Here is a 20,139-nt window from a genome sequence, read left to right as displayed (position 1 = left end):
GGCCACCACCGAACTTCTGGGAGAGCATTGCGCAGGACGACCAAGACGATGCATCAGCGGAGATTGATCCGCTCGCCAGAATGAGGTCGCCCTCCGACTTCGCCGGGCAACAACTCTTCATCCAGGGCGAGGACTGGCACAACAATGCGATGCTGGGTTGGACCCACTTTCCTTGGGACATCTACGCTGCTGGCTACAAGGACGCTGCCGACGCACTGGTTGGGGCATTGGCCGAGCGCAAGGCATTCCTCGACAGCGTGGTTTACCCGCTGGTGTTCTTGTATCGCCAGGGACTGGAACTCCAACTGAAACTGATCCTGCCGCTGGCCCGCCGCCTGGCTGGCAAGGAAGCCGTCGCCGACCACCAACACGGCCTGATGTCGCTGTGGAGCGAACTGCGCAGGCACCTCGGACAGCTCAACCCTCGAGAGGACGAGAAAGAGTTGCCAGCCGTTGAGGATTTCATCCACCAACTCGATGCCGTCGATCCCGGTTCGTTTGCCTTCCGGTACCCCACGACGAAGAAGGGCGAGGTGTCGCTCCCAGAGTTACGGCACGTCAACGTAAGGCACCTCTCCGAAATCATGGACAGCGTGTTCATGCTGCTGGGCGGAATCTATTCCTGGCTGGGCGAGATGGAACAGAACAACGCTTATTACTGAGGGCGCTGGAGGCCGTCCAGTTCGCTACCGATCTGGGCAAGGCACCACAGCGGGCACGCCGCGCTTCCGGCTTGTCGGGATAGCGCTGTGTCGCATTGATCGTGGCGTCGCATCGTTGCTGCCCCTATACCCAAAGGCTCCTAAAGGCCAAAGGGCTGGGGAAGGGGCAAGGGAATGGGGCCAAGGGGAATGGCCCTACCCGAAAAGGCCAAAGGCCCCCCGACCGGCTCGCCGCCCGGGGTCCGCCATGCTCTCTCTGTTCCAACGCAAACGGGTGCCGCCCGCCTCCGGCGCGGCGCCGACACCCACACCTCCCGCCGATCCTGGTAAAGGGCTAATGCGGCCGGAGCCGGCCGCATCGCTGCTGGCGACACCGCGCCGGCAGCGACTGCTGGAACACATCTGGCAGCGCACCTCGCTGTCTCGCCGCCAGTTCACCACGCTGTACCTGGCGCCGCTGGAACGCTACGCCGAGTTAGTCCAGCAATTCCCCGCATCTGAGAGCCATCACCATGCCTATCCGGGCGGCATGCTGGATCACGGCCTGGAGATCGTGGCCTACGCGCTCAAGCTGCGGCAGTCGCACTTGCTGCCCGCCGGTGCTACGCCGGAGGCGCAGGCAGCCCAGGCTGAGGCCTGGACCGCCGGCACGGCCTACGCAGCACTGTTGCACGACATCGGCAAGATCGCTGTGGACCTGCACGTCGAGTACGCCGACGGCACCGTCTGGCACCCCTGGCACGGCCCGCTGCGGCGGCCTTACCGCTTCCGCTACCTCAAGGAGCGCGAGTACCGGCTGCACAGCGCCGCCACAGGGCTGCTCTACGCTCGGCTGCTCGATCCCGGCATCTTCGACTGGCTTGTCGGCTATCCCGACCTCTGGGCCGCGCTCCTGTACGTGCTGGCTGGCCAGTATGAGCATGCCGGGACGCTCGGCGAGCTCGTGGTGCAGGCCGACCAGGCCTCGGTGGCCCAGGAACTCGGCGGCGATCCCAGCAAGGCGTTGGCCGCGCCCAAGCACACCCTCCAGCGCAAGCTGCTCGATGGCCTGCGTTTCCTGCTGCGCGAGGAATTCAAGCTGAACCAACCCCAGGCCTCGGATGGCTGGCTGACCCAGGATGCCTTGTGGCTGGTGAGCAAAACCGTCTCGGACAAACTGCGCGCGCATCTTCTGCAGCAAGGCATCGACGGCATTCCGGCCAACAACACGGCGGTGTTCAACGTGCTGCAGGACCACGGCATCGCCTTGCCCACGCCGGACGGCAAGGCGATCTGGAAAGCAACAGTCGCGAGCGATGCCGGCTGGTCACACAGCTTCACGTTCCTGAAGCTGTCGCCCGCGCTGATCTGGGAGGTGGCCGATCGGCCCGCGCCGTTCGCAGGCCAGGTGAGGGTCGAGCAGGAGCAAGAGGACTCCGTACATCAGACACCGACTGCGCCTGGTGCGACGGTACCGGAGGCTGGGCCGAGCGCCGCGCCGCCGATCTTGACCGCGGCGACGGACAACGGCGTCGGCGCGCTGCTCGATCTGTTGGACATGGCCCCCGCTGCCTCAGTGGCCCCCGCGATATCGCCTGTGCCCGTCACCAACGCCGAGGACGATCCCGGCACCGAGACGATGGCCCCCACGCCGCCGATACCGTCAGTCCCAGCGCCGCAGCCCCAAGCCGAACCCTCCGGCGAAGATTTCATGGCCTGGCTGACGCAGGGCGTGCGGACGCGCAAGCTCATCATCAATGACGCCAAAGCCCTGGTGCATACCGTCGCAGGCACTGCCTACCTGGTGAGCCCCGGTGTCTTTCAGCGATACGCGCAGGAGCACCCCCCGCTCGCGGTCATCGCCCGGCAGGAGAAGTTGGAAGCGTGGCAGTGGGTACAGAAGCGCTTCGAGAAACTGGCCGTGCACCGCAAGCAGGCCAGTGGCCTGAATATCTGGACCTGTGATGTCACCGGGCCGCGTAAATCGCGGCGGCTTCATGGATATCTGCTGGCGCGGTCCGATGTGCTATTCGGGGAAGTGCCACCCGACAATCCTTATCTGCGTCTCGCTAATGAAGCCCCAAAGCGCGAAAATCCCTCAGTTCAGAGCGAAAACGATAGGGACGAGCAGGGATAGGTAGGCGGCCACGTCCGGGCCGGCTTCAGCCCTCAAGCTAGGGAGGAGCCGGCTCGGCTAGCTTGGCCTCGGTCAGGGCCATCAAGTGGGCGGAACTGCATTTCAGAGCACGGGCAATCCTGAGGATCATGGGGAGCGTAGGCGTGTGCTCGCCACGCTCGATCTTGCCCATGTGCGAGCGCTCAATGCCGGCGATGTGAGCCAGCGTTTCCTGGGCGATGCCCTGGGCGGTTCTCACTTCTCGAACGGCGGCTCCAAACGCGATAGCGGGTTCGGCTTCGTAGGTGGTGGCTCCGGTGGGTCGGCCTCTTTGAATCGGACGTTTTTGCATTAGCAAAAGCGTCGACGATGGACTTGATATAAACCACGTTAAACTTAACTCAGGAACGCGATCGCGCACTTGATGCTTTCGCCTTCGCCATGCGTTTTCTGCCCTGGGAAGGAGCTGGACGTGACATCAACCGATGCTTCCGCCGCAATCCGGGTCGCCGTGCTTGGCGAGTGGGTGCCTTCACAGCTTGCCGACGTGCTGGCGCTGCAGCGCGCCGAAGAACCCGAGACCGCCGCTTCATTGGTTGAATCGGACGCCGCTGAATCAATGAACGAATCGGTGCGCGACGGCTTCGACTTCGCCGTGTCTCCCGCGGATTTGAAGTGGCCGGGCTGGGTATGCGAGCCGCTCTGGCATGACACGCTCGCAGTCGCTGTCGCTAAGCGCTCCCATCTTTTGGTCTATCGCGAAGTCCCGTGCCATGAATTGCTGAGGCAGCAGATCATCAATGCAAGGTCTTCCGCCGGCGAACCGTGGCTGGCGATCGTGCATCAGCTGCTCGAAGGTGAGCCGACGGCTCACGAGCAAACGGTGAGCACCTTCGACATGGCGATGACGCTGGTCGCCGCCGGGTACGGCGTCGCCATCGCGCCGGCCGCGAGGCTGGCAAGCTACCAGTGTCGGGGGATTGCGGTGCGTCCGCTGGCGGGCGCACCGTCGGTCGTGATGGCCTATCTGCTGCACACCTGTGCGGCCCTGACTGAGCCGCAGGAGAGGTTTGTACGCCGTGTCCGCTCCGTGTCCTGAAGACAGGTTGTCTCAAGGCTCCGTCAGGTTTTCTGTCGGGTCGGCCATGATGGCATCCTGCACCAACCGTTGCACGCTGCGCCACACCTGCACCGGGATGCCCTCCTCGGGATCGTCCGCAGCGATGCTCTGCGCCGCGACCAGGCGCGCGGCCAGGTGCAGGTTCTTCGGGTTGACCGCCTCGATGGCGGAGCGCCCGCCGAGCGCGTCGTAGGGCTGCAGGAGCGCGTGGTAGACCGCCCAGGTATCAAGACCCCGCGGCACCTGCTTGAGCACGGACTGCACGAGCCTGCGCTTGAGCGGATCAAGCTGCCAGTCGGGCACCCGCTGCCCACGGTTACCCATATGGATCGACAGCAGGTTGCCGGCCTGGATCTCGTAGGTGATCCAGCGGCGCGACTTGCCAGCGAGCTTGGCGTAGTCCGCCACCGAAAGGTTGTGCGGCGCCTCGAAGGTCTCCAGCACCTGCAGGCGTTCGCGCTGCACGTCCGATAGCCGCGGGCGAGCGTACTCGGGCATGCGCACGGCCGACAGCCGCTGCACCGATGGCGGCGCCGCGGGCATGTCGGGCGTTGGTGCGGTCACGATCAGCTTCGGTGCGGTGGGGTCGACCACCGGCGGCTGCATCGCCGCCTGGCCGGCGATGGTCGGCAGGCCTTGCAGCGTGATGGTCAGATGCCGGCTGGCGACCTCGGCTTGGTTCTGCTCGAACAGGTCCAAGCGATCGGCCCAATCCTGCATCATGACGCGGCGCTGCTCGACGTACTCGGCATGGTTGTAGGTCGCGCTGATCTTGTCCGGGTCGGCGTGCGAGAGCTGGGCATCCACCCACTTCTTCGGGTAGCCGAGTTCGTTGAGCGCGGTCGAGATCGTCGCGCGGATTCCGTGGCCCGTGAGCTGGTCCTCGTAGCCCATGCGCTTGAGCGCGGCATTGAACGTGTTTTCGCTGACGGGATGCTTCAGGCACCAGTCGCCCGGAATGATGTAGACCTGGGCCGGCTTGCACTGGTCCAGCAGGTGGCGAACGATCTCCTGGGCCTGCACCGACAGCGGCACGATGTAGGGCGGGATGTCCACCAGGCGCTTGCGCTTCTTCTTGGTGAGCAGCGCACGCTGCTTGAGCCTGGCCACCGGGATGATCCACAGGCCTTGTTCGAGGTCGAACTGATCAGGCGTGGCGAAACGCAGCTCGCCGGTGCGCACGCCGGTGAGCATCAACAGCCGAATGCCCAACTGCGTGTTCAGCCGGCCACGGTACTTGCGCAACGTCTGCAGCATGATCGGAAGCTCGGGCATGCGCAGGAACGGGTTGTGTTCGACCGGAGGCAGCGGCAGCGCGACAACCTCCAAGTCCTTGGACGGGTTGTCGTGCATGTTTGGGATCGCCACCGTGGCGTAGGTGAACAGTTGGGTGAACCAGGTGCGCAGCTTCTCGGCCACCGACAGCGACCCGCGCTTTTCCACCTTGCCGATGATGTCCAGCAGGTGCGCGCGGGTGATGTCGTAGATGGTCAGGTGACGCAGCGCCGGGAATACGTCTTTCTTGAAAACGCGGGCGATCTGCTCCAGGCTGGTCTGCCGTCCTTCCTCCAGCGACAGCTTGCGGTGTTTCAACCACTGGTCGTAAACCGCCTGGAACGTGTGTTCGCCCGCCAACACGATCGCGTGGCGCTTGCGCTTGCGTTCGGTGTGCGGATTGACGCCCTTGGCGAGCAGGTTGCGAGCTTCGTCCCGAAGCTCGCGCGCCTCCTTCAGGGAGAGCGCCGGGTAGCTGCCGAAGGACATGCGATCGCGCTTGCCACCCCAGGTGAAGCGGAAGTGCCAGGCCTTGGTGCCGTTGGCGGAAACGAAGAGGGAGAGGCCGTCCGAATCGGCCAGCGTGTAGGTCTTGCCGGTGGTCTTGGCCTGGCGAACCATGAGGTCTGAGAGCATGAGCCCAACTCCTGAGAATCGAGTTGGCTGCATGGTCCTGTTCGACCGCGCGCTCCTCCAGCAACTATGCGGAAGCGGGAAGCTCCGCTTTCCGATGCACCACTTGATGTACCGTTTTGTACCGGCAGTCAGTGGTTTTCGCTGGAAGTCACTGGATTCAGCGATGGTGAAAAAGCTGAATGGTGACAATCACTTGCGACGTTCCTCGGTCTTTTCTGGAAGTCCTTGGAAAGTTGAAGTGGAGCGGGTGAAGGGAATCGAATCCGACTCTCAGGTTGTTGAGTCTAAATCGATTTTCCAGAACCCCAACCAGTCTCTGGACTGGCTGATGGACTAGTTTACCCTGCCAGCCGGGGAGCAGGCAACGCGCTCGTTCCAAGGCAAGCCACCAACAGCCACGGACTGCCAGGACGCGGGGTCGTCTCCCTCGCCCCCGTCGAATGGGGGTGCCATTCTTCGGCACGATTCCATTTCAGCCTATCGGCATACCGAACAGGTCTGACCCAAGGCGCTTCCGCCGGGATTCTGGCGCCTTGTGGCTTCGCCCCGCCAATTGTCTCAAGGTCGGAGACATTGGCGAGATCAGCCCATTCCCAGTTGGTCTTGCCGGCACTTCGCGCAGCCATGATCCTCGCATGCGCGGCAAAGGTGCAGGACATCCCCATCCAGGCTCTCTCGATGAAGCTCGATTCCTCAGCGCAGGACTGCGTAGCGCCAGCCTTCGATGCGCTGGCCTCGGCCGGGGCAGACAGGTGTCCTTGATGGGGGGCAACAGGGAGGCAACCACATGCAAGGAAGTTCGCTTTCGGAGGTGTACTACCACCCCATCGATGCGGCCATCCGTTGGGCCGGATTGTACCGGTTCAGGGATGACATCCTCATTACCCTCAGATCCGGACGTCTGTGGGCAACGCAGGATTGCCCGCGCTGCAGCGAGCTTCGTCTGTATACCGATCGCATCTACGATGCCATCTTCCACGGTGAGCTGCCCTACGGACTGAACGGCATCACGATGAACGACAAGTCCCTGTGGGACTCGCCCGATCTGACCGTTCGCCACGTCGACCTCAAACGGTGGATGCTTCGAACCTATCCGGAGCAGCGGCCGGCCTTTCTCTTCTCCCGCCACGAGAGGATCGCCCACCCGGTGATCACTCTGGAGGCCGGCCATGCGCTTCTCGTGGAACGGGAGGCGTTGAAGTCCCAGCTGGAGCAGTGTCGCCACCAGTTGCATCAACTTCAGGAGCAGCAGAAGAAGCAAGGCTCCCCGAATCTCACCTGCGCCCTGTGCCACCTCAGCGATCGTGCCGAGACCACCTATCTGAACATCGTCGGTGCGCTGTTGGCCTTGATGCTTGGACGCACTCCGTCCGGGGTCCCCTACTCCAGCTTCAACAGCCAGGACGCGATCATCAGCGCCCTGATTGCCCACCACGACAACCTCATGGGGATCACCGAGCGCACGCTGCAAGCCAAGTTCGCCCAGGCACGCCGCAAGGTGCAGGCATCGAGCCCCTGAAGCGCGGCAAACCTGGCGTCAAGCCCCAATCTGCGGTCCCGGAAACCGCATTTGCGGTGTTCATTTCCCGGGAGTTCCTGTCAATTACGGGTCACGCAAAACAAGCGCCAGTAAGCGCTAAGGAGTGCCCCTCATGTCGGACAAGCCGCTTCCGCCGCCTGTTGGCGAACGCCGCATCCTGCGCCGCGATGAAGTCGAAGCCAAGACCGGCTTCAAGCGCGCCCACATCTACAACCTGATGAAGGCGGGCAAGTTCCCGAAAGCCATGCGTCTGGGAGTTCGGGCGGTCGGCTGGGACTCGATCGAGATCGAGCAGTGGATTGCCGAGCGCCGCAGTGAGCGCATCTGATCCTCGTTCCGTTCCCCATCAAACGCGACGAGGAGCCTGACGATGCTGGTCATCTCGATCATCTCGACCAAGGGCGGCGTGGGCAAGACGACCACCGCCGCGAACCTGGGCGGCTTCGCGGCCGACGCCGGGCTGCGCGTGCTGCTGCTGGACCTGGACGTGCAACCCACGCTGTCGAGCTACTTCACGCTGGCCGAGCGTGCGCCCGCCGGTATCTACGAATTGCTGGCATTCAACGAGCGCCGCCTCGATCAACTGGTGTCGCATACCACCATCGCCGGGCTGGACCTGGTTCTGTCGAACGACGACCGTGGAGAACTGAACACACTGCTGCTGCACGCGCCGGACGGGCGCCTGCGGCTCCGACACCTGCTGCCGGCGCTGGCGTCCTTCTACGACCTGTTGCTGATCGACACCCAGGGGGCGCGCAGTGTGCTGCTGGAAATGGCGGTGCTGGCCTCGAACCTAGCGCTGTCGCCGGTAACGCCGGAGATCCTGGCGGCGCGCGAACTGCGACGTGGCACGCTGCAACTGATCGAGGACATCGGGCCGTACCGACACCTGGGCATTGAGCCGCCACCCCTGCACCTGCTCATCAACCGGGTGCATCCGGTGTCGGCGAATGCGCGGCTGATTCAGCAGACGCTGCGGCAGATGTTCGAGGGACAGGCCAGCGTGCGGGTGCTGGACACCGACGTGCCGGCCATCGAAGCCTACCCGCGCGCCGCGACCCGTGGCTTGCCGGTGCATCGGGAGGAGAACCGGCGGCCGGTCGGCCGTGTCGCGCCCTCGGCGCTGGTGACGATGTGTGCCCTCGCCAGCGAACTGTTTCCACAGTGGCGGGAACGGTTTGAGTGTGTGACTGGCCGGCACAACGCGAAAGGCATGGCGGGGAGCGAGGACCATGGCGGGCGCACGTGATCTGGCGCGCGGCCACAAACGGCTGCGTGCGCTGATCGACTTTGCGCTGAGCGAAGGCTGGTACGTCGTGCGCACGCCGGGCGGTCATCTGAAGTTCACCAAGCCAGGCTGCGCGTCGATCTACACCAGTTCGACGCCGGGCGACCGCCGCGCCGGGCTTAACGCCCGCGCGCAGCTTCGCCGTGCCGACCGGCAGGCGGCCATCGACGGACCGGTGCCTCGGGAGAACGGTCATGGCTGAGCTGACCCCGCGGGACATGGCCACCAAGCTGATGGAAACCGGCTTCGAGCGCAGCGGCCCGACGGCCGCGGCCTTGAGCGACCCCATCGCCGACACACCGATGGTGGTGACGCTGGACCAGTTACGCCCCTACGACCACGACCCGCGCGTGACCCGCAACCCGGCCTACGAGGAAATCAAGGCGTCGATCCGCGAACGCGGGCTGGACGCGTCGCCCGCGGTCACGCGGCGGCCCGGAGAGGCCCACTACATCATCCGCAACGGTGGCAACACGCGCTTGGCGATCCTGCGGGAGCTGTGGAGCGAGACGAAGGAGGAACGCTTCTTCCGGATCGCCTGCCTGTTCCGACCTTGGCCGCAACGCGGCGAGATCGTGGCGCTCACCGGCCACCTGGCCGAGAACGAACTGCGCGGTGGACTCACCTTCATCGAGCGGGCATTGGGCGTCGAGAAGGCACGCGCCCTGTACGAGCAGGAAAATGGGGGAGAGGTGCTGTCGCAGTCCGAACTGGCGCGGCGCCTGACGGCCGACGGCTACCCGGTGCAGCAGTCGCACATCAGCCGCATGCAGGACGCGGTGCGCCACCTGCTGCCGGCGATACCGACGGTGCTGTACGGCGGGCTGGGCCGGCATCAGGTGGAACGGCTCGCGGTGCTGCGCAGGGCGTGCGAGCGCATCTGGGAACGGAAAGCGCTGGGCCGCCGGCTCGCTGCGGACTTCGCTTCGCTGTTCCAGGATGTGTTGTCGCAGTTCGACACGCAGCCGGATGCCTTCTCGCTCCAGCGGGTACAGGACGAACTGGTGGGCCAGATGGCCGAGCTGCTGGACGCGGACTATGACACGCTGAGCCTGGAGATCGACGACAGCGAGAGCCGGCAGCGGGTGTTGACCAGCGAGCCGTTGCCGGCGATCCCGACCGCACCCACGGTGCCTGTGGCGCCACGTCCCGCACCGCCATCCGCAGCGGCGACTACCGCACAGGGGGCCGGCGCACCGGCAGAACCCGCTGCCGAGATGCCCTCGACACAGACCGTCACGGCTCCCGCGGCTGGCGACGGGAAGATCGAGGAAGCAGGCGCTGCGCCAGTAGCGGCCGACAGCGACACGGAGCGTCTGCAAGGGCACATCGTGTCTCCTGCAACGACCACCGAACGCCTGCAATCCATCCAGCGCCTGGTGGCTGACCAGTTGGGCGACAAACTACCCGACTTCGAGGCCAATGCATTGCGCGCAATCCCCGTGCAGGTCGATGGGCTCTACCCGATTTCGGATGTCTGGTACATCGAGCCCGGGCTGGATGTACCGGACCGGCTCCGGGTGCATATCGCGCAGTTTGCCCGCGAGGTTGCCGAGGAGGCAGCGGTAGCGAGGCACATCGAGCCTGGTGAGGATGGCATCGGTTTCATTTGCGCGGCTCCGTCCGTTTCACAGGCGAAGGCCTTGCCGGCCTTCGCTCGTGCCGTGCTGACGCTGCTACATGCGCTGAGCGCGGCGTCGGTACCCGCGACCGCGCTGGATCGCGCGCGATTGGCCGACGACCTGGCGCCGCTGCTGCACGGCAGCGGCGGAGCGTCCATCCGCCTGAGCGACGCCAGCCTGGTGAAGCTGTTCCGGCTGCTGCGTCTGGCGCGCCGGCTGATGGACTTGGAAAGCGGTGCGGTCCCCGCTGATCCAGGCCGCGATTCCTGAGCGAGGGAGACCAGTATGTCGTCACCCCATCCGCTCAACCAAGCCGTTATCGCCCAGGCGCTGCACGATCTGCGCAATGGCCAACTGCGACGCTGCAAGGCGATGGGTTTTGGCGAAGAGGAGCTGGATGCGCTGAAACATCCAGCCCTGGTCAGCGTACTGGTCAACGCCACGGTGTCGTGGTGCTCGGTCTCGGTCAACCGCGAAGTGCTCAAGCGGCTGTTGAACCAAGTGCAGGACGTGGAACAGGAAATCGCCACGGTGGACCGCATGCTACGTCTGGGTGCAAGCACAGAGATGGTGAGCCGTTTCCACGGTCTCACGCATCAGGAGGTCGCCCTGCGGCGCGACATCCTCGGGCTGCCCAAGCGCAAGGGTCGGCACCCGGTGCTGGACGAGGCGCAGGAAGCCGCTCTCTGGAGGCACTGGAAGGCCGGCGTCGCCGAGCGCCACATCCCGCTGGACGACGAGCTGGCCATGCTGGGCCAGGCCATGGACCTCGCCGAGACCCTGGCGCTCCCGATGTCGGTGGTCTGGGCGGCGATACGGAACTGGATCGACCAGGGACTGGTGTAGGCCATGGCGACGGGCGGCGCACCACGGCGCGATGGTCCCATGGCGCTGTCGGCGCTATTCGACGATGCGCTGCAGAACCTGGCGCAGGAGCAAGGCCCGGCGCCAGCCGGCGATGGCTTCCTGTACAGCGGCAATCGCCATGAAAGCGTGCCTCGCGCGCTGTTTCTCGACCGGCGCCTGACGCCGCTGGAGCGCAACGCCTGGCAGGTCTTTCGTCTCCAGCTCAACGACGACGGTGTGACGGCCTTCCCGACCTATGACCAGCTTCGACCCTACCTGGCCTCCATACCGTGTGGGTCGCAGGCGTCGCACGAGACCGTCGCGCGCGCCTTGACGCTGCTGCGCCTGACACGCTGGCTCAGCCTGGTGCGCCGCCGCCGCGACCCGAAGACAGGCCGCATTCTGGGCAACCTCTATGTCCTGCACGACGAGCCGCTGACGCCCTTTGAGGCGATGCAGCTCGACCCTGACTATCTGGGTCTGGTGAGCCAAGCCCTCACCCATGCCGCCAAAGCGGTGCAGATCGTCGGCATGCACACATTGAAGGAGATCGCCGAAGACCCGCTGCTCAGTGGCCGCACGCTGCCGACACGCTTGCAGGTGTTGACCCAGCACATGGCCCGGCATGGATGGACGGCGCCAAGTTATCCACAAGGGGATGTCGGCCTCGAATCCGAAGAAGGGCAGGAAACCCCTCTTCGGAACGACGAACGCCCGTCTTCGGAATCCGAAGTGGGGCCGAAACCCGCGCCGGAAGGCTCTCTTCGGAATCCGAAGGAGGACCGTACAGTACGTAAGGATCGTATTGATGAAGTACGTACAGTACCGCGCGCGAAGGCGCTACAGAGCCTGCGACTTCCCGAGCGATTCCTGCGCTTGAAGGAAGAGCAGCAGGCCGGTGCGATGATCGCTCTACAGCAGGTGGAGGAAACCCAGCGGCAGGCGGTGCTCGACGAGTGGGCGGCACGGTGCCGCAGCAGCACGGTGCGCAGCCCGGCCGGCTACCTGTTCGGCATCATCCAGAAGGCGATTCGGGGGGAGTTCAAGGCCTGGGCAGGTCACGCTGTCCAAGAGAATGCGCCCCCATCGCCGCTATCCCCAGGGGATAGCGCTTCCGCCCCCTCCACCCGCGAGGTTGCCCTGCAGCACATCGCCAAGCTGCGGGACAAGCTGCAGTTGCGGTAGCGGGGAGTCGCTTTCCTGCCTGGATGAGTCACTCACACTGGGCCGGGCAAAGCGCAACCTTCCCGTTCCATCCCACCAAGCCGAATGGTCCCTTTGTCCATGGACGGCTATGATGACGTTTTGATGCTTTTCATAGACAGAATTGATCGCTATCGGCCAGTGCTCGGACATCACAGGGGGAGGACGCGCCGAATAGAAAGGTGAGGTCCGAACTTGAGTTCCACGAGCAACGAACCCTTACGCGTCCTGCGCTTCTGGCGCGACCTTGAAATCTTCAATATCCCGGCTGCTCCTTCCGCCCGGGATGCCAACGACCAAACGAAAATCGCCACGCTGCGGCGCCGTTATTCCCGCAGCAATACCCTGCCTTGGCGGCATGCGGACTTCTCGCCCACGGACAAGTTCGGCTACGTGCACGTCGTCTATCTGGGCGTGGCCGACACGGAAGACCTGTCTCGATTGTTGCTCCAGGGTCTCTTCCCGGACCGCGACCTGAGCGAGCGAGAGCGCCAGCGTGTAACTGGCAACGGTTGGCTGGCCGCTTTCGTAGTGGATGAACTGGGGCGCCCCAAACCCGACAGCTACCTGCCCGCCAGCTTCGCGCACGGTGTGGCGGCAGTGCGGGAAACAAAAGCACTGGACAACATCAACGCTCGTCTAGAGCGGGCGAAAGAGGAATTCGCTCAGCGCCGCCACCAACTCCCGGAGAAGCAGGAGCAGAAAGTTGGCGGCGCCAATGCTGCGGGTCCCGCTTCGGCCGAGGCCATCCTGGCTTGGGAAGATCTCGATGAAGAACTGCACATCGTGCGCAGCCTGCTCGGCGAAGCGGCGAACGATCCGAGTCTGGATTGGCGTGTCGTCGTGCGGACCAGCCGAGTCAAGCGACGCTACCTGGATGACAGCCTGCAGGCCGCAACCGATTTTCTGAACTCGTTCTACTTGGATGATCTTGACCGATTGATCGCCCAGGCAGAAAGGAAACGGCCCTTTGGCAAAGCGTTGGGGGCTTATCTCGGGCCAGCGTTACAAGAGCAGCAGCGTGTCGACATCCTCACCGACAACGGCGCCATGGCCGGGCTGGTCAGTGCGAAGCGCTTGCCCAGCGCGCGATGGCCGGCTTCCCCCAAACACCCGCTCGTCCTTGCGCAGCAGGCCGCGGTCTCGCAGGTGATGAGCTCGCTTGGCAAAGCTGAGGGACTGATTGGCGTCAATGGCCCCCCTGGGACCGGCAAGACCACGCTTCTGTGCGACATCATCGCCGAGATCGTCACCGAGCGAGCGCGGCGGATCGCTGCGCTGGATCGCCCGGTTGCCATGTTCGAGGACAAGATGACCGTTGCGGGCAAGGGTTTCTTTCCGCTCAAAGCCGATGTGGTTGCCGGTACCTCGATCGTGGTGGCCAGCACGAACAACAACGCGGTCAAGAACATCACTCAGGAGTTGCCCGCACGCAAGAAGGTCGCGGACGAATTCAGTTCGGCGGATTACTTTGCGGATGTCATGCGCGAAGTCTTCCGGGCGCAAAAGGTTCTGGACGAGAACAAGGAGCCCATCGAAACCTGGGGGGCGGTCGCCGCAGCCCTGGGCAACGCCGGCAACCGGCGCTCGTTCGCGCAAGGCTTCTTTCGCGACGAATATGTACCGCCTCGCAAAGCCGAGGATGCGCAGGTGCAGGAGGACGAACAAAACACCGGCGCTGACCTGGCAAACGAAGATAGCGATGAGCCATCCCCTGGGGATGATCGATCGCCATCAATGAGGCAGATCCTCGAAGCGGCAGATGTCCCGGACAAGCGTCGGCAATGCGTGGGTGAGTGGCAGAAGGCCAAGCAGGCCTTCCTGGCGCTGCAGGCGGAGTTCGAGAGCTGTCGCAAGGTGCTGGAGCGGGCTGAGAAGGCTGCCCTGCACATCGACGACGAGCGAAGCCGGTTGAACGGCCTTTTGGTCGAAGAGCAGGCACTTGGCCAGGACATCCAAGCCCGCGAGCTGGCCCTTGCACAGCATCGCGAAGCCGTGGCTACCCAGCGCACTGTCGTCGAAGGTAATCGGGTCGTGCTGGAGCAACTGCGTGCCGGCACGCCGCGCAACCTATGGGACCGCTTGATGAGCCTGTTTGGCCGCGAGACCCGCCGGATGGCAGACCTGCGGCAGTCGTTGGAAGCGCCCACGCAAGCTTTGGCTGACGCTTCGGCCGCCCTCGCGGAAATGTCCAAGGAAGTAGCGGTAACCGAAGCCCAATTGGGTCAGCGACGAGAGCGGCAGAAAACCGTTTCCTCCGCGCGGGTCGCGCTGGAGCGCGAACTGGAAACCCATCTGCGAGCGCTGCAAGCTGGCTACGCAACGGGCGCCAAGCACTTCCCCGACACACAGTTCTGGGCCTTGCCTGCCGATACACGTCACCGCGCCAGCGTCGCTGTCGGCCCCAAGCTGGATGAACTGCGCGCCAAGCTCTTCCTACAGGCGGTGGATCTGCACCGCCTTACCGTGTTGGCCAACGCCGGCAAGTTCATCGCCAACCTGCGAGCGGTGAATGGCATGCTCACCGGGGGTTCGCGCGACAAGCTGTCTCCCGAGCACCGTCCGCTGCTGTGGGACGCCTTCTTCTTCGTTGTACCGGTCGTTTCCACGACCCTCGCTTCGTTTGATCGGCTGTTCGTCGGCATGGGGCAGAACAGCCTGGGCTGGCTGCTGATCGATGAGGCGGGTCAGGCCACGCCGCAGTCGGCGGCGGGTGCGATCTGGCGCAGCCGGCGCGCGGTCATCGTGGGTGATCCCCTGCAGATAGAACCGGTTTTCACCGTTCCGAGGAGTCTGGCCGAGGAGTTGCGACACCGCCACGACGTGGCAACGCATTGGTCGCCCATCGACGAATCCGTGCAGACGTTGGCGGATCGCATCACGCCTTTCGGCTCCTGGGTTGAGAAGACCCGCAGCTCGTCCCCAAATGACGCGCCCGAACGTCTGTGGACCGGCATGCCGTTGCGCACCCACCGCCGCTGCGATGACCCGATGTTCTCGGTGGCCAACCGCATCGCCTACGCCGGCCAGATGGTGCAGGGTCGTGTCGACGAATCAGGCCAACCTACACCCTGGGACTTCTCCTGCAGCCTGGGCGAAAGCGCATGGTTCGACGTGCGCTCAGACCGCGTGAATCACCCCGTATCGGAGGACGAAATCGCCTGTCTGCTCGACTGCTTGGCGCAATTGCAGAGCGAGAGAAGCGGGAAGACCAAGGTCTACGTGATCTCGCCCTTCCGCAAGGTCGCCCAGGCGTGCGGCGAACGCATTCGCCGCCGATTCGGCGGCATCGAATGTGGCACCGTCCACACCTTCCAGGGCAAGGAAGCGCACATCGTCTTTCTGGTGCTGGGTACGGCCCCAGGCCAAGCCGGCTCGGGCGCCCGCGGCTGGGCGGCGAGCAAGCCGAACCTGCTCAACGTGGCGGTCACCCGGGCGCAATGTCGGTTGTACGTGATCGGCGATGCCAGCCAGTGGGGCGGCCTGGACTACTTCCGCGAACTGCTGGATGGGCTTCCAGAAAGAAGCGTTAAGGCTGTGCGGGATCGGCGTACGGTACAGGATGCAGCGTTTGCGCTCGCGGACGATCAGGAATCGATCCCAGAGGTGTAGCAGACCGCATCGGTTTTGCCGGCGGCCAAGCCATCGGCGGACAACGACGGGCTGTTTCCGGTCTTGTCCCTTCCGACTTTGATTTCCACCTGCCTATCCCCAGGGGATAGCCAGCACATACAGCCTTCCGCCTCGTGTGAACCTGGCGACCGTTGGATGCGGTTTGTTGACTGACGGCCTTCCAGCCGATGCCGATGCTGGCGACTCGTTCAATCACCACGAGTCGTCTCCATGGCCAACGAACCCCTGCAACTGAACCTCGGATCGCTGCGCAGCGCGATGTCGCTGACGCTGCACACCCACCACGCTTCGCGCATCTGGCACGGCCGCGCGCCGGCCGAGGGACGTCCCGGCATCATCGGCCTCAACGGCTTCATCAGTACGATGAACAAGATGAAGCGCGGCGCCGAACAGGACGATCCCTATTCGGACTGGTGGATGCTGCGCATCGAGGACAAGCTGGCCGATACCAAGACCCGCTTGCAGACGTTGCGCGAGCAGGTGGACCAAGCCCTGTCCGACGTGCCGCCCGCGCTGTCCCTGGGCGAGAACATGAACGTGCAGCCAGTGAAGCTGCCGCTGTTCGTCAACGCGCAGCTAGGCTTTATGGCGGTGTACCTGCTGGCCGACTACGACGATCTGGCGCGCAAGCTGATCCTGGCGCACCACACGGCGCTGATCGACCGCAGCACGCTGGAGCGCTGGCTCAACGACGGCGCGCATGCACTGCGCAGCCTGTTTTCCCTGGCGCAGCAGTACCGCTATTCCGGCGCGACGCGCGACGACTTCGCGGCGAAGAACGCCGTGGCGCGAGCCGCGCTGGAGAAGTTCGGCGAGTTGCCGCAGGACGTGCTCGAAGGCACGCGCCGTTCGCGCTTTGCGCCACCCATCGCACGGCGGGGAAGCCGGCCCGAGTCACCGGCACCTGACGACTCGGAGCCAGGGGTCGCTGATGGCACAGCCGACGTCGCGGCGGAAGACGAAGGCGCCAAGGCATGATGGCAGCGACTTCTTCCAGCCGTTCATCGCGCTTCACTCCACTGGCACACGCGGACTTCCAGCGGCTGGAACACGCAGGCTACCTAAAAGGCCTTTTACAGCCCTTTAAAGGTAAGGGGAGTCTGGAGACCTGGGCCAGCCAGTGCATGGCATTGCGCGACGAGCTGATCACCCTGGCACAACGGCAGGTGTTGCCACAGGCGCGGGCCTATCCCTTCAATCTGCTCGATGTGCAACTGGCCCAGCAGACGACTGGCGCAGGGACAACCTTTCTGCGCTGGCGCAACCTCGACCGCTCGGCCATGGGCGTCGCCTTGTGGGAGTCCTTGCTCGATCGCCCCACGACACCGGCCTCGCTGATCGACGACCTGTATGCGATTGAGCTACAGCGCATCGCGCTGAACATGCAGATCAGCCTGACCCACAGCATCGCTCGACTCGCCCTGGAGTGCGCCAGCAGGATGGTCCAAGCCGAGGCGACTTATCTGCGGCGTGTCCACGGGCATGCCGCGACCATACCCACCACCCCCAAGGAGTCATCATGAGCACGCACTTCGTCGGCGAGGGCAACATCGGTTCCGCGCCGGAGTACCGTCAATTTCCCAACGGCAACGACGAACCGCGCAGGCTGCTGCGGCTGAACGTCTATTTCGACAATCCCATCCCGAAGAAGGATGGCGAGTACGAGGACCGCGGCGGCTTCTGGGCGCCCGTGGAACTGTGGCATCGCGATGCCGAGCACTGGCAGTCGCTGTACCAGAAGGGCATGCGCGTGCTGGTCGAAGGCCGTACGGTGAAGGACGAGTGGGAAGACGCCGACGAGAACGAACGCGTCACCTTCAAGATCGAGGCCCGGCGCGTCGGCATCCTGCCGTACCGCCTCGAGGCGGTGACCCTCGGAGCCAAGCCTGCCGGAGGCCAGTGACCGAGCATCGAGGGCGGCTGTAGCAACCGTCAGACGCCCGCCTTGCACCAGTGGGCTATCCCCTGGGGATAGTTCCACTACGGTCCACCGAGTTCCAGGCTGCCCTCCCGACATCAATCTCCCGCCCCTCATACCGCTGCGATCAATGCATGCCGCTGCGGCAACCATTCCGCAGCCGATCACAATTCGGTGTCCATGCTGTCCGGCTTCCTTGCTGCCGGTCTCATCTGGCCCAGCCATGCTGTTGCCCATCCGATGAACCGCACATTCCCGAGGAGGCTTCATGCGCGTATTCCTGTGCGAGAAGCCTTCGCAAGGCAAGGACATCGCCCGTGTGCTGGGCGCCGGCCAGCGCAGTTCCGGCTGCTACAGCGGTGCGGGTATCGTCGTGACCTGGTGCATCGGGCATCTGGTCGAAGCGGTTCCGCCCGAGGGTTATGACGAGAGCTACAAGCGCTGGACCATCGAGCAACTGCCCATCATCCCCGAGCGCTGGCGCGTCGAGCCCAAGGCGGCGACCGCCGCGCAGTTCAAGATCGTCAAGCAGCTCGTCGGCCAGGCCAGCGAGCTGGTGATCGCCACCGACGCCGACCGCGAAGGCGAGATGATCGCCCGCGAGATCATCGAGCTGTGCGGCTACCGTGGGCCCATCCAGCGCCTGTGGCTGTCGGCGCTCAACGATGCGTCGATCCGCAAGGCACTGGGCACGTTGAAGCCGTCCGCCGAGACGCTGCCGCTGTACTACTCGGCCCTGGCCCGCTCGCGTGCCGACTGGCTGATCGGTATGAACCTGAGCCGACTGTTCACGCTGCTGGGGCGCCAGGCCGGCTACACCGGCGTACTGTCGGTGGGGCGGGTGCAGACGCCGACACTGAAGCTGGTGGTGGATCGCGACCGCGAGATTGCAAGCTTCGTCTCCGTACCGTTCTGGGCCATCGAGGTCACGCTGTCCCATGCCGGCCAATCCGTCATCGCAAGCTGGACGCCGCCGCAGGGTTGTACGGACGACGCCGGCCGTTGCCTTCAGCAGCCGGTTGCCCAGCAGACCGCGGAACGCATGCGCGCCGCCAGCAACGCCCAGGTGGTGTCGGTCGAGACGGAGCGCGTGCGCGAAGGCCCGCCGTTGCCGTTCGACCTGGGCACGCTGCAGGAGGTGTGTTCCAAACAATTGGGCCTGGACGTGCAGGAGACGCTGGACATCGCCCAGGCGCTCTACGAGACGCACAAGGCGACGACCTATCCGCGCTCCGATTCCGGCTACCTGCCCGAAAGCATGCTGGCCGAGGTGCCGGCCGTTCTCGACAGCCTGGTCAAGACCGATCCCGGTCTGCGCCCATTGATCGATCGCCTGGACCGCAATCAGCGCTCGCGCGCCTGGAACGACGCCAAGGTCACGGCGCACCACGGCATCATCCCGACACTGGAACCCGCCAACCTTTCGGCCATGAACGACAAGGAACTGGCCGTCTACCGACTGATCCGCGCGCATTACCTGGCGCAGTTCCTGCCACATCACGAGTTCGATCGGACAGTGGCGCACCTCGTTTGCGGCGGGCAGTCGCTGCTGGCCGTCGGCAAGCAGATCGCCGTGGCCGGGTGGCACCAGTTGCTGGCGGCACTGGAGGACGGCGATCCGGATGGCGACGACGCCCAGCGCAGCCAAGTGCTGCCGGCACTGCAAGCAGGATTGTCCTGCCAGGTCGGCCATGTCGACCTGAAGGCGCTGAAGACCCTGCCGCCCAAGCCCTACACGCAGGGCGAACTGGTCAAGGCTATGAAAGGCGTCGCCAGGCTCGTCACCGACCCGCGCCTGAAGCAGAAGCTCAAGGACACGACGGGCATCGGCACCGAAGCCACGCGCGCCAACATCATCAGCGGCCTGCTTGGCCGCGGCTATCTGCTGAAGGAAGGCCGCGCCATCCGCGCCTCGGATGCCGCCTTCACCTTGATCGACACCGTACCGGCGGCCATTGCCGATCCGGGTACGACGGCGGTCTGGGAGCAGACCCTGGACATGATCGAGGCCGGCCAGATGACACTGGACACCTTCATCGCCAAGCAATCCGCCTGGGTGGCGCAACTCGTGCAGCAGTACAGCGGCGCGACGCTCGCCATCAAGCTGCCGCCATCACCATCCTGCCCGCAGTGCGGCGCTCCCATGCGCCAGCGCACCGGCAAGAGCAGCGCTTTCTGGTCGTGCAGCCGCTACCCGGACTGCAAGGGAACGCTGCCGATCGATAGCTCGACAGGCAAGCGTGGGGCGCCGCGCAAGCAGCGGGCGTCCCGCAAGGCTTCCTGACGTCGACGAATCCCCGC

Annotated in this window: 18 protein-coding genes; 16 read left to right on the top strand and 2 right to left on the bottom strand. The window is 64.6% G+C overall.

Features of this window, described 5'->3' with window-relative positions; genetic code table 11:
* Positions 1 to 80: 80 nt before the first annotated feature.
* Both ABWL39_RS05160 and mobH read left to right on the top strand, forming a co-directional pair.
* Positions 81 to 662: a hypothetical protein gene (locus tag ABWL39_RS05160; protein ID WP_367787816.1), complete on the top strand. Its 582-nt coding sequence runs from the start codon at positions 81 to 83 to the stop codon at positions 660 to 662.
* A gap of 247 nt (positions 663 to 909) precedes the next feature.
* On the top strand, positions 910 to 2,778 hold the full coding sequence (mobH, locus tag ABWL39_RS05155) for a MobH family relaxase (protein ID WP_367787813.1): 1,869 nt from the start codon (positions 910 to 912) through the stop codon (positions 2,776 to 2,778).
* A gap of 37 nt (positions 2,779 to 2,815) precedes the next feature.
* Here mobH and ABWL39_RS05150 read toward each other — a convergent pair whose 3' ends face one another.
* On the bottom strand, positions 2,816 to 3,109 hold the full coding sequence (locus ABWL39_RS05150; protein ID WP_367787810.1) for a helix-turn-helix domain-containing protein: 294 nt from the start codon (positions 3,107 to 3,109) through the stop codon (positions 2,816 to 2,818).
* A 120-nt stretch (positions 3,110 to 3,229) separates the two neighbouring features.
* Here ABWL39_RS05150 and ABWL39_RS05145 point away from each other — a divergent pair, with 120 nt between their 5' ends.
* Complete coding sequence (locus ABWL39_RS05145; RefSeq protein WP_367787808.1) at positions 3,230 to 3,856, top strand: substrate-binding domain-containing protein; 627 nt, start codon at positions 3,230 to 3,232, stop codon at positions 3,854 to 3,856.
* Between the two features lie 12 nt (positions 3,857 to 3,868).
* On the opposite strand, the gene ABWL39_RS05140 is transcribed toward ABWL39_RS05145, so the two are convergent.
* Positions 3,869 to 5,788, bottom strand: coding sequence for a tyrosine-type recombinase/integrase (locus ABWL39_RS05140; RefSeq protein ID WP_367787805.1), 1,920 nt, complete (start codon positions 5,786 to 5,788; stop codon positions 3,869 to 3,871).
* Positions 5,789 to 5,819: 31 nt separating this feature from the next.
* Here ABWL39_RS05140 and ABWL39_RS05135 point away from each other — a divergent pair, with 31 nt between their 5' ends.
* The 13 genes from ABWL39_RS05135 (at position 5,820) to ABWL39_RS05075 (ending at position 20,122) form a co-directional block, all read left to right on the top strand.
* On the top strand, positions 5,820 to 6,125 hold the full coding sequence (locus ABWL39_RS05135) for a hypothetical protein (protein ID WP_367787803.1): 306 nt from the start codon (positions 5,820 to 5,822) through the stop codon (positions 6,123 to 6,125).
* 450 nt (positions 6,126 to 6,575) lie between these two features.
* Positions 6,576 to 7,307, top strand: coding sequence for a hypothetical protein (locus ABWL39_RS05130; protein ID WP_367787800.1), 732 nt, complete (start codon positions 6,576 to 6,578; stop codon positions 7,305 to 7,307).
* Between the two features lie 133 nt (positions 7,308 to 7,440).
* The gene (locus ABWL39_RS05125) at positions 7,441 to 7,656 is read left to right on the top strand and encodes an AlpA family transcriptional regulator (RefSeq protein WP_367787798.1); all 216 of its coding nucleotides are present in this window, start codon (positions 7,441 to 7,443) and stop codon (positions 7,654 to 7,656) included.
* A gap of 42 nt (positions 7,657 to 7,698) precedes the next feature.
* A complete protein-coding gene (locus tag ABWL39_RS05120; protein ID WP_367787796.1) occupies positions 7,699 to 8,577 on the top strand; it encodes a ParA family protein in 879 nt (292 codons plus the stop codon).
* The gene (locus ABWL39_RS05115; RefSeq protein WP_367787794.1) at positions 8,561 to 8,818 is read left to right on the top strand and encodes a hypothetical protein; all 258 of its coding nucleotides are present in this window, start codon (positions 8,561 to 8,563) and stop codon (positions 8,816 to 8,818) included. The genes ABWL39_RS05120 and ABWL39_RS05115 overlap by 17 nt, the downstream gene beginning before the upstream one ends.
* Positions 8,811 to 10,508, top strand: coding sequence for a ParB family protein (locus tag ABWL39_RS05110; protein ID WP_367787792.1), 1,698 nt, complete (start codon positions 8,811 to 8,813; stop codon positions 10,506 to 10,508). The genes ABWL39_RS05115 and ABWL39_RS05110 overlap by 8 nt, the downstream gene beginning before the upstream one ends.
* Before the next feature lie 15 nt (positions 10,509 to 10,523).
* Positions 10,524 to 11,084, top strand: a complete 561-nt coding sequence (locus ABWL39_RS05105; RefSeq protein WP_367787789.1) for a DUF2857 domain-containing protein — start codon at positions 10,524 to 10,526, stop codon at positions 11,082 to 11,084.
* A 3-nt stretch (positions 11,085 to 11,087) separates the two neighbouring features.
* Complete coding sequence (locus tag ABWL39_RS05100) at positions 11,088 to 12,269, top strand: STY4528 family pathogenicity island replication protein (RefSeq protein WP_367787786.1); 1,182 nt, start codon at positions 11,088 to 11,090, stop codon at positions 12,267 to 12,269.
* Positions 12,270 to 12,482: 213 nt separating this feature from the next.
* Complete coding sequence (locus ABWL39_RS05095) at positions 12,483 to 15,899, top strand: AAA domain-containing protein (protein WP_367787784.1); 3,417 nt, start codon at positions 12,483 to 12,485, stop codon at positions 15,897 to 15,899.
* Between the two features lie 231 nt (positions 15,900 to 16,130).
* A complete protein-coding gene (locus tag ABWL39_RS05090; RefSeq protein ID WP_367787781.1) occupies positions 16,131 to 16,898 on the top strand; it encodes a PFL_4669 family integrating conjugative element protein in 768 nt (255 codons plus the stop codon).
* Complete coding sequence (locus ABWL39_RS05085) at positions 16,895 to 17,443, top strand: DUF3158 family protein (RefSeq protein WP_367787779.1); 549 nt, start codon at positions 16,895 to 16,897, stop codon at positions 17,441 to 17,443. The genes ABWL39_RS05090 and ABWL39_RS05085 overlap by 4 nt, the downstream gene beginning before the upstream one ends.
* Positions 17,440 to 17,823 (top strand): single-stranded DNA-binding protein, encoded by a 384-nt coding sequence (locus ABWL39_RS05080; protein ID WP_367787777.1) that lies wholly within the window; start codon positions 17,440 to 17,442, stop codon positions 17,821 to 17,823. The genes ABWL39_RS05085 and ABWL39_RS05080 overlap by 4 nt, the downstream gene beginning before the upstream one ends.
* 283 nt (positions 17,824 to 18,106) lie before the next feature.
* Positions 18,107 to 20,122 carry a DNA topoisomerase III gene (locus ABWL39_RS05075; RefSeq protein ID WP_367787775.1) on the top strand — a complete coding sequence of 672 codons (2,016 nt, stop codon included), beginning with the start codon at positions 18,107 to 18,109 and terminating at the stop codon, positions 20,120 to 20,122.
* Positions 20,123 to 20,139: the final 17 nt, after the last annotated feature.

Source organism: Chitinivorax sp. PXF-14 (assembly GCF_040812015.1).
GTDB lineage: Bacteria > Pseudomonadota > Gammaproteobacteria > Burkholderiales > SCOH01 > JBFNXJ01.
Note: the sequence above shows the minus strand (reverse complement) of the source record. Positions and strands in the feature narration are given on the sequence as shown.

Bases quoted from the DNA above. Each gene is read 5' to 3' on its own strand.
- ABWL39_RS05160 (WP_367787816.1), top strand. From the start codon at position 81: ATGAGGTCGCCCTCCGACTTCGCCGGGCAACAACTCTTCATCCAGGGC.
- mobH (WP_367787813.1), top strand. From the start codon at position 910: ATGCTCTCTCTGTTCCAACGCAAACGGGTGCCGCCCGCCTCCGGCGCG.
- ABWL39_RS05150 (WP_367787810.1), bottom strand. From the start codon at position 3,109: ATGCAAAAACGTCCGATTCAAAGAGGCCGACCCACCGGAGCCACCACC.
- ABWL39_RS05140 (WP_367787805.1), bottom strand. From the start codon at position 5,788: ATGCTCTCAGACCTCATGGTTCGCCAGGCCAAGACCACCGGCAAGACC.
- ABWL39_RS05135 (WP_367787803.1), top strand. From the start codon at position 5,820: ATGGTCCTGTTCGACCGCGCGCTCCTCCAGCAACTATGCGGAAGCGGG.
- ABWL39_RS05130 (WP_367787800.1), top strand. From the start codon at position 6,576: ATGCAAGGAAGTTCGCTTTCGGAGGTGTACTACCACCCCATCGATGCG.
- ABWL39_RS05125 (WP_367787798.1), top strand. From the start codon at position 7,441: ATGTCGGACAAGCCGCTTCCGCCGCCTGTTGGCGAACGCCGCATCCTG.
- ABWL39_RS05120 (WP_367787796.1), top strand. From the start codon at position 7,699: ATGCTGGTCATCTCGATCATCTCGACCAAGGGCGGCGTGGGCAAGACG.
- ABWL39_RS05115 (WP_367787794.1), top strand. From the start codon at position 8,561: ATGGCGGGCGCACGTGATCTGGCGCGCGGCCACAAACGGCTGCGTGCG.
- ABWL39_RS05110 (WP_367787792.1), top strand. From the start codon at position 8,811: ATGGCTGAGCTGACCCCGCGGGACATGGCCACCAAGCTGATGGAAACC.
- ABWL39_RS05105 (WP_367787789.1), top strand. From the start codon at position 10,524: ATGTCGTCACCCCATCCGCTCAACCAAGCCGTTATCGCCCAGGCGCTG.
- ABWL39_RS05100 (WP_367787786.1), top strand. From the start codon at position 11,088: ATGGCGACGGGCGGCGCACCACGGCGCGATGGTCCCATGGCGCTGTCG.
- ABWL39_RS05090 (WP_367787781.1), top strand. From the start codon at position 16,131: ATGGCCAACGAACCCCTGCAACTGAACCTCGGATCGCTGCGCAGCGCG.
- ABWL39_RS05085 (WP_367787779.1), top strand. From the start codon at position 16,895: ATGATGGCAGCGACTTCTTCCAGCCGTTCATCGCGCTTCACTCCACTG.
- ABWL39_RS05080 (WP_367787777.1), top strand. From the start codon at position 17,440: ATGAGCACGCACTTCGTCGGCGAGGGCAACATCGGTTCCGCGCCGGAG.
- ABWL39_RS05075 (WP_367787775.1), top strand. From the start codon at position 18,107: ATGCGCGTATTCCTGTGCGAGAAGCCTTCGCAAGGCAAGGACATCGCC.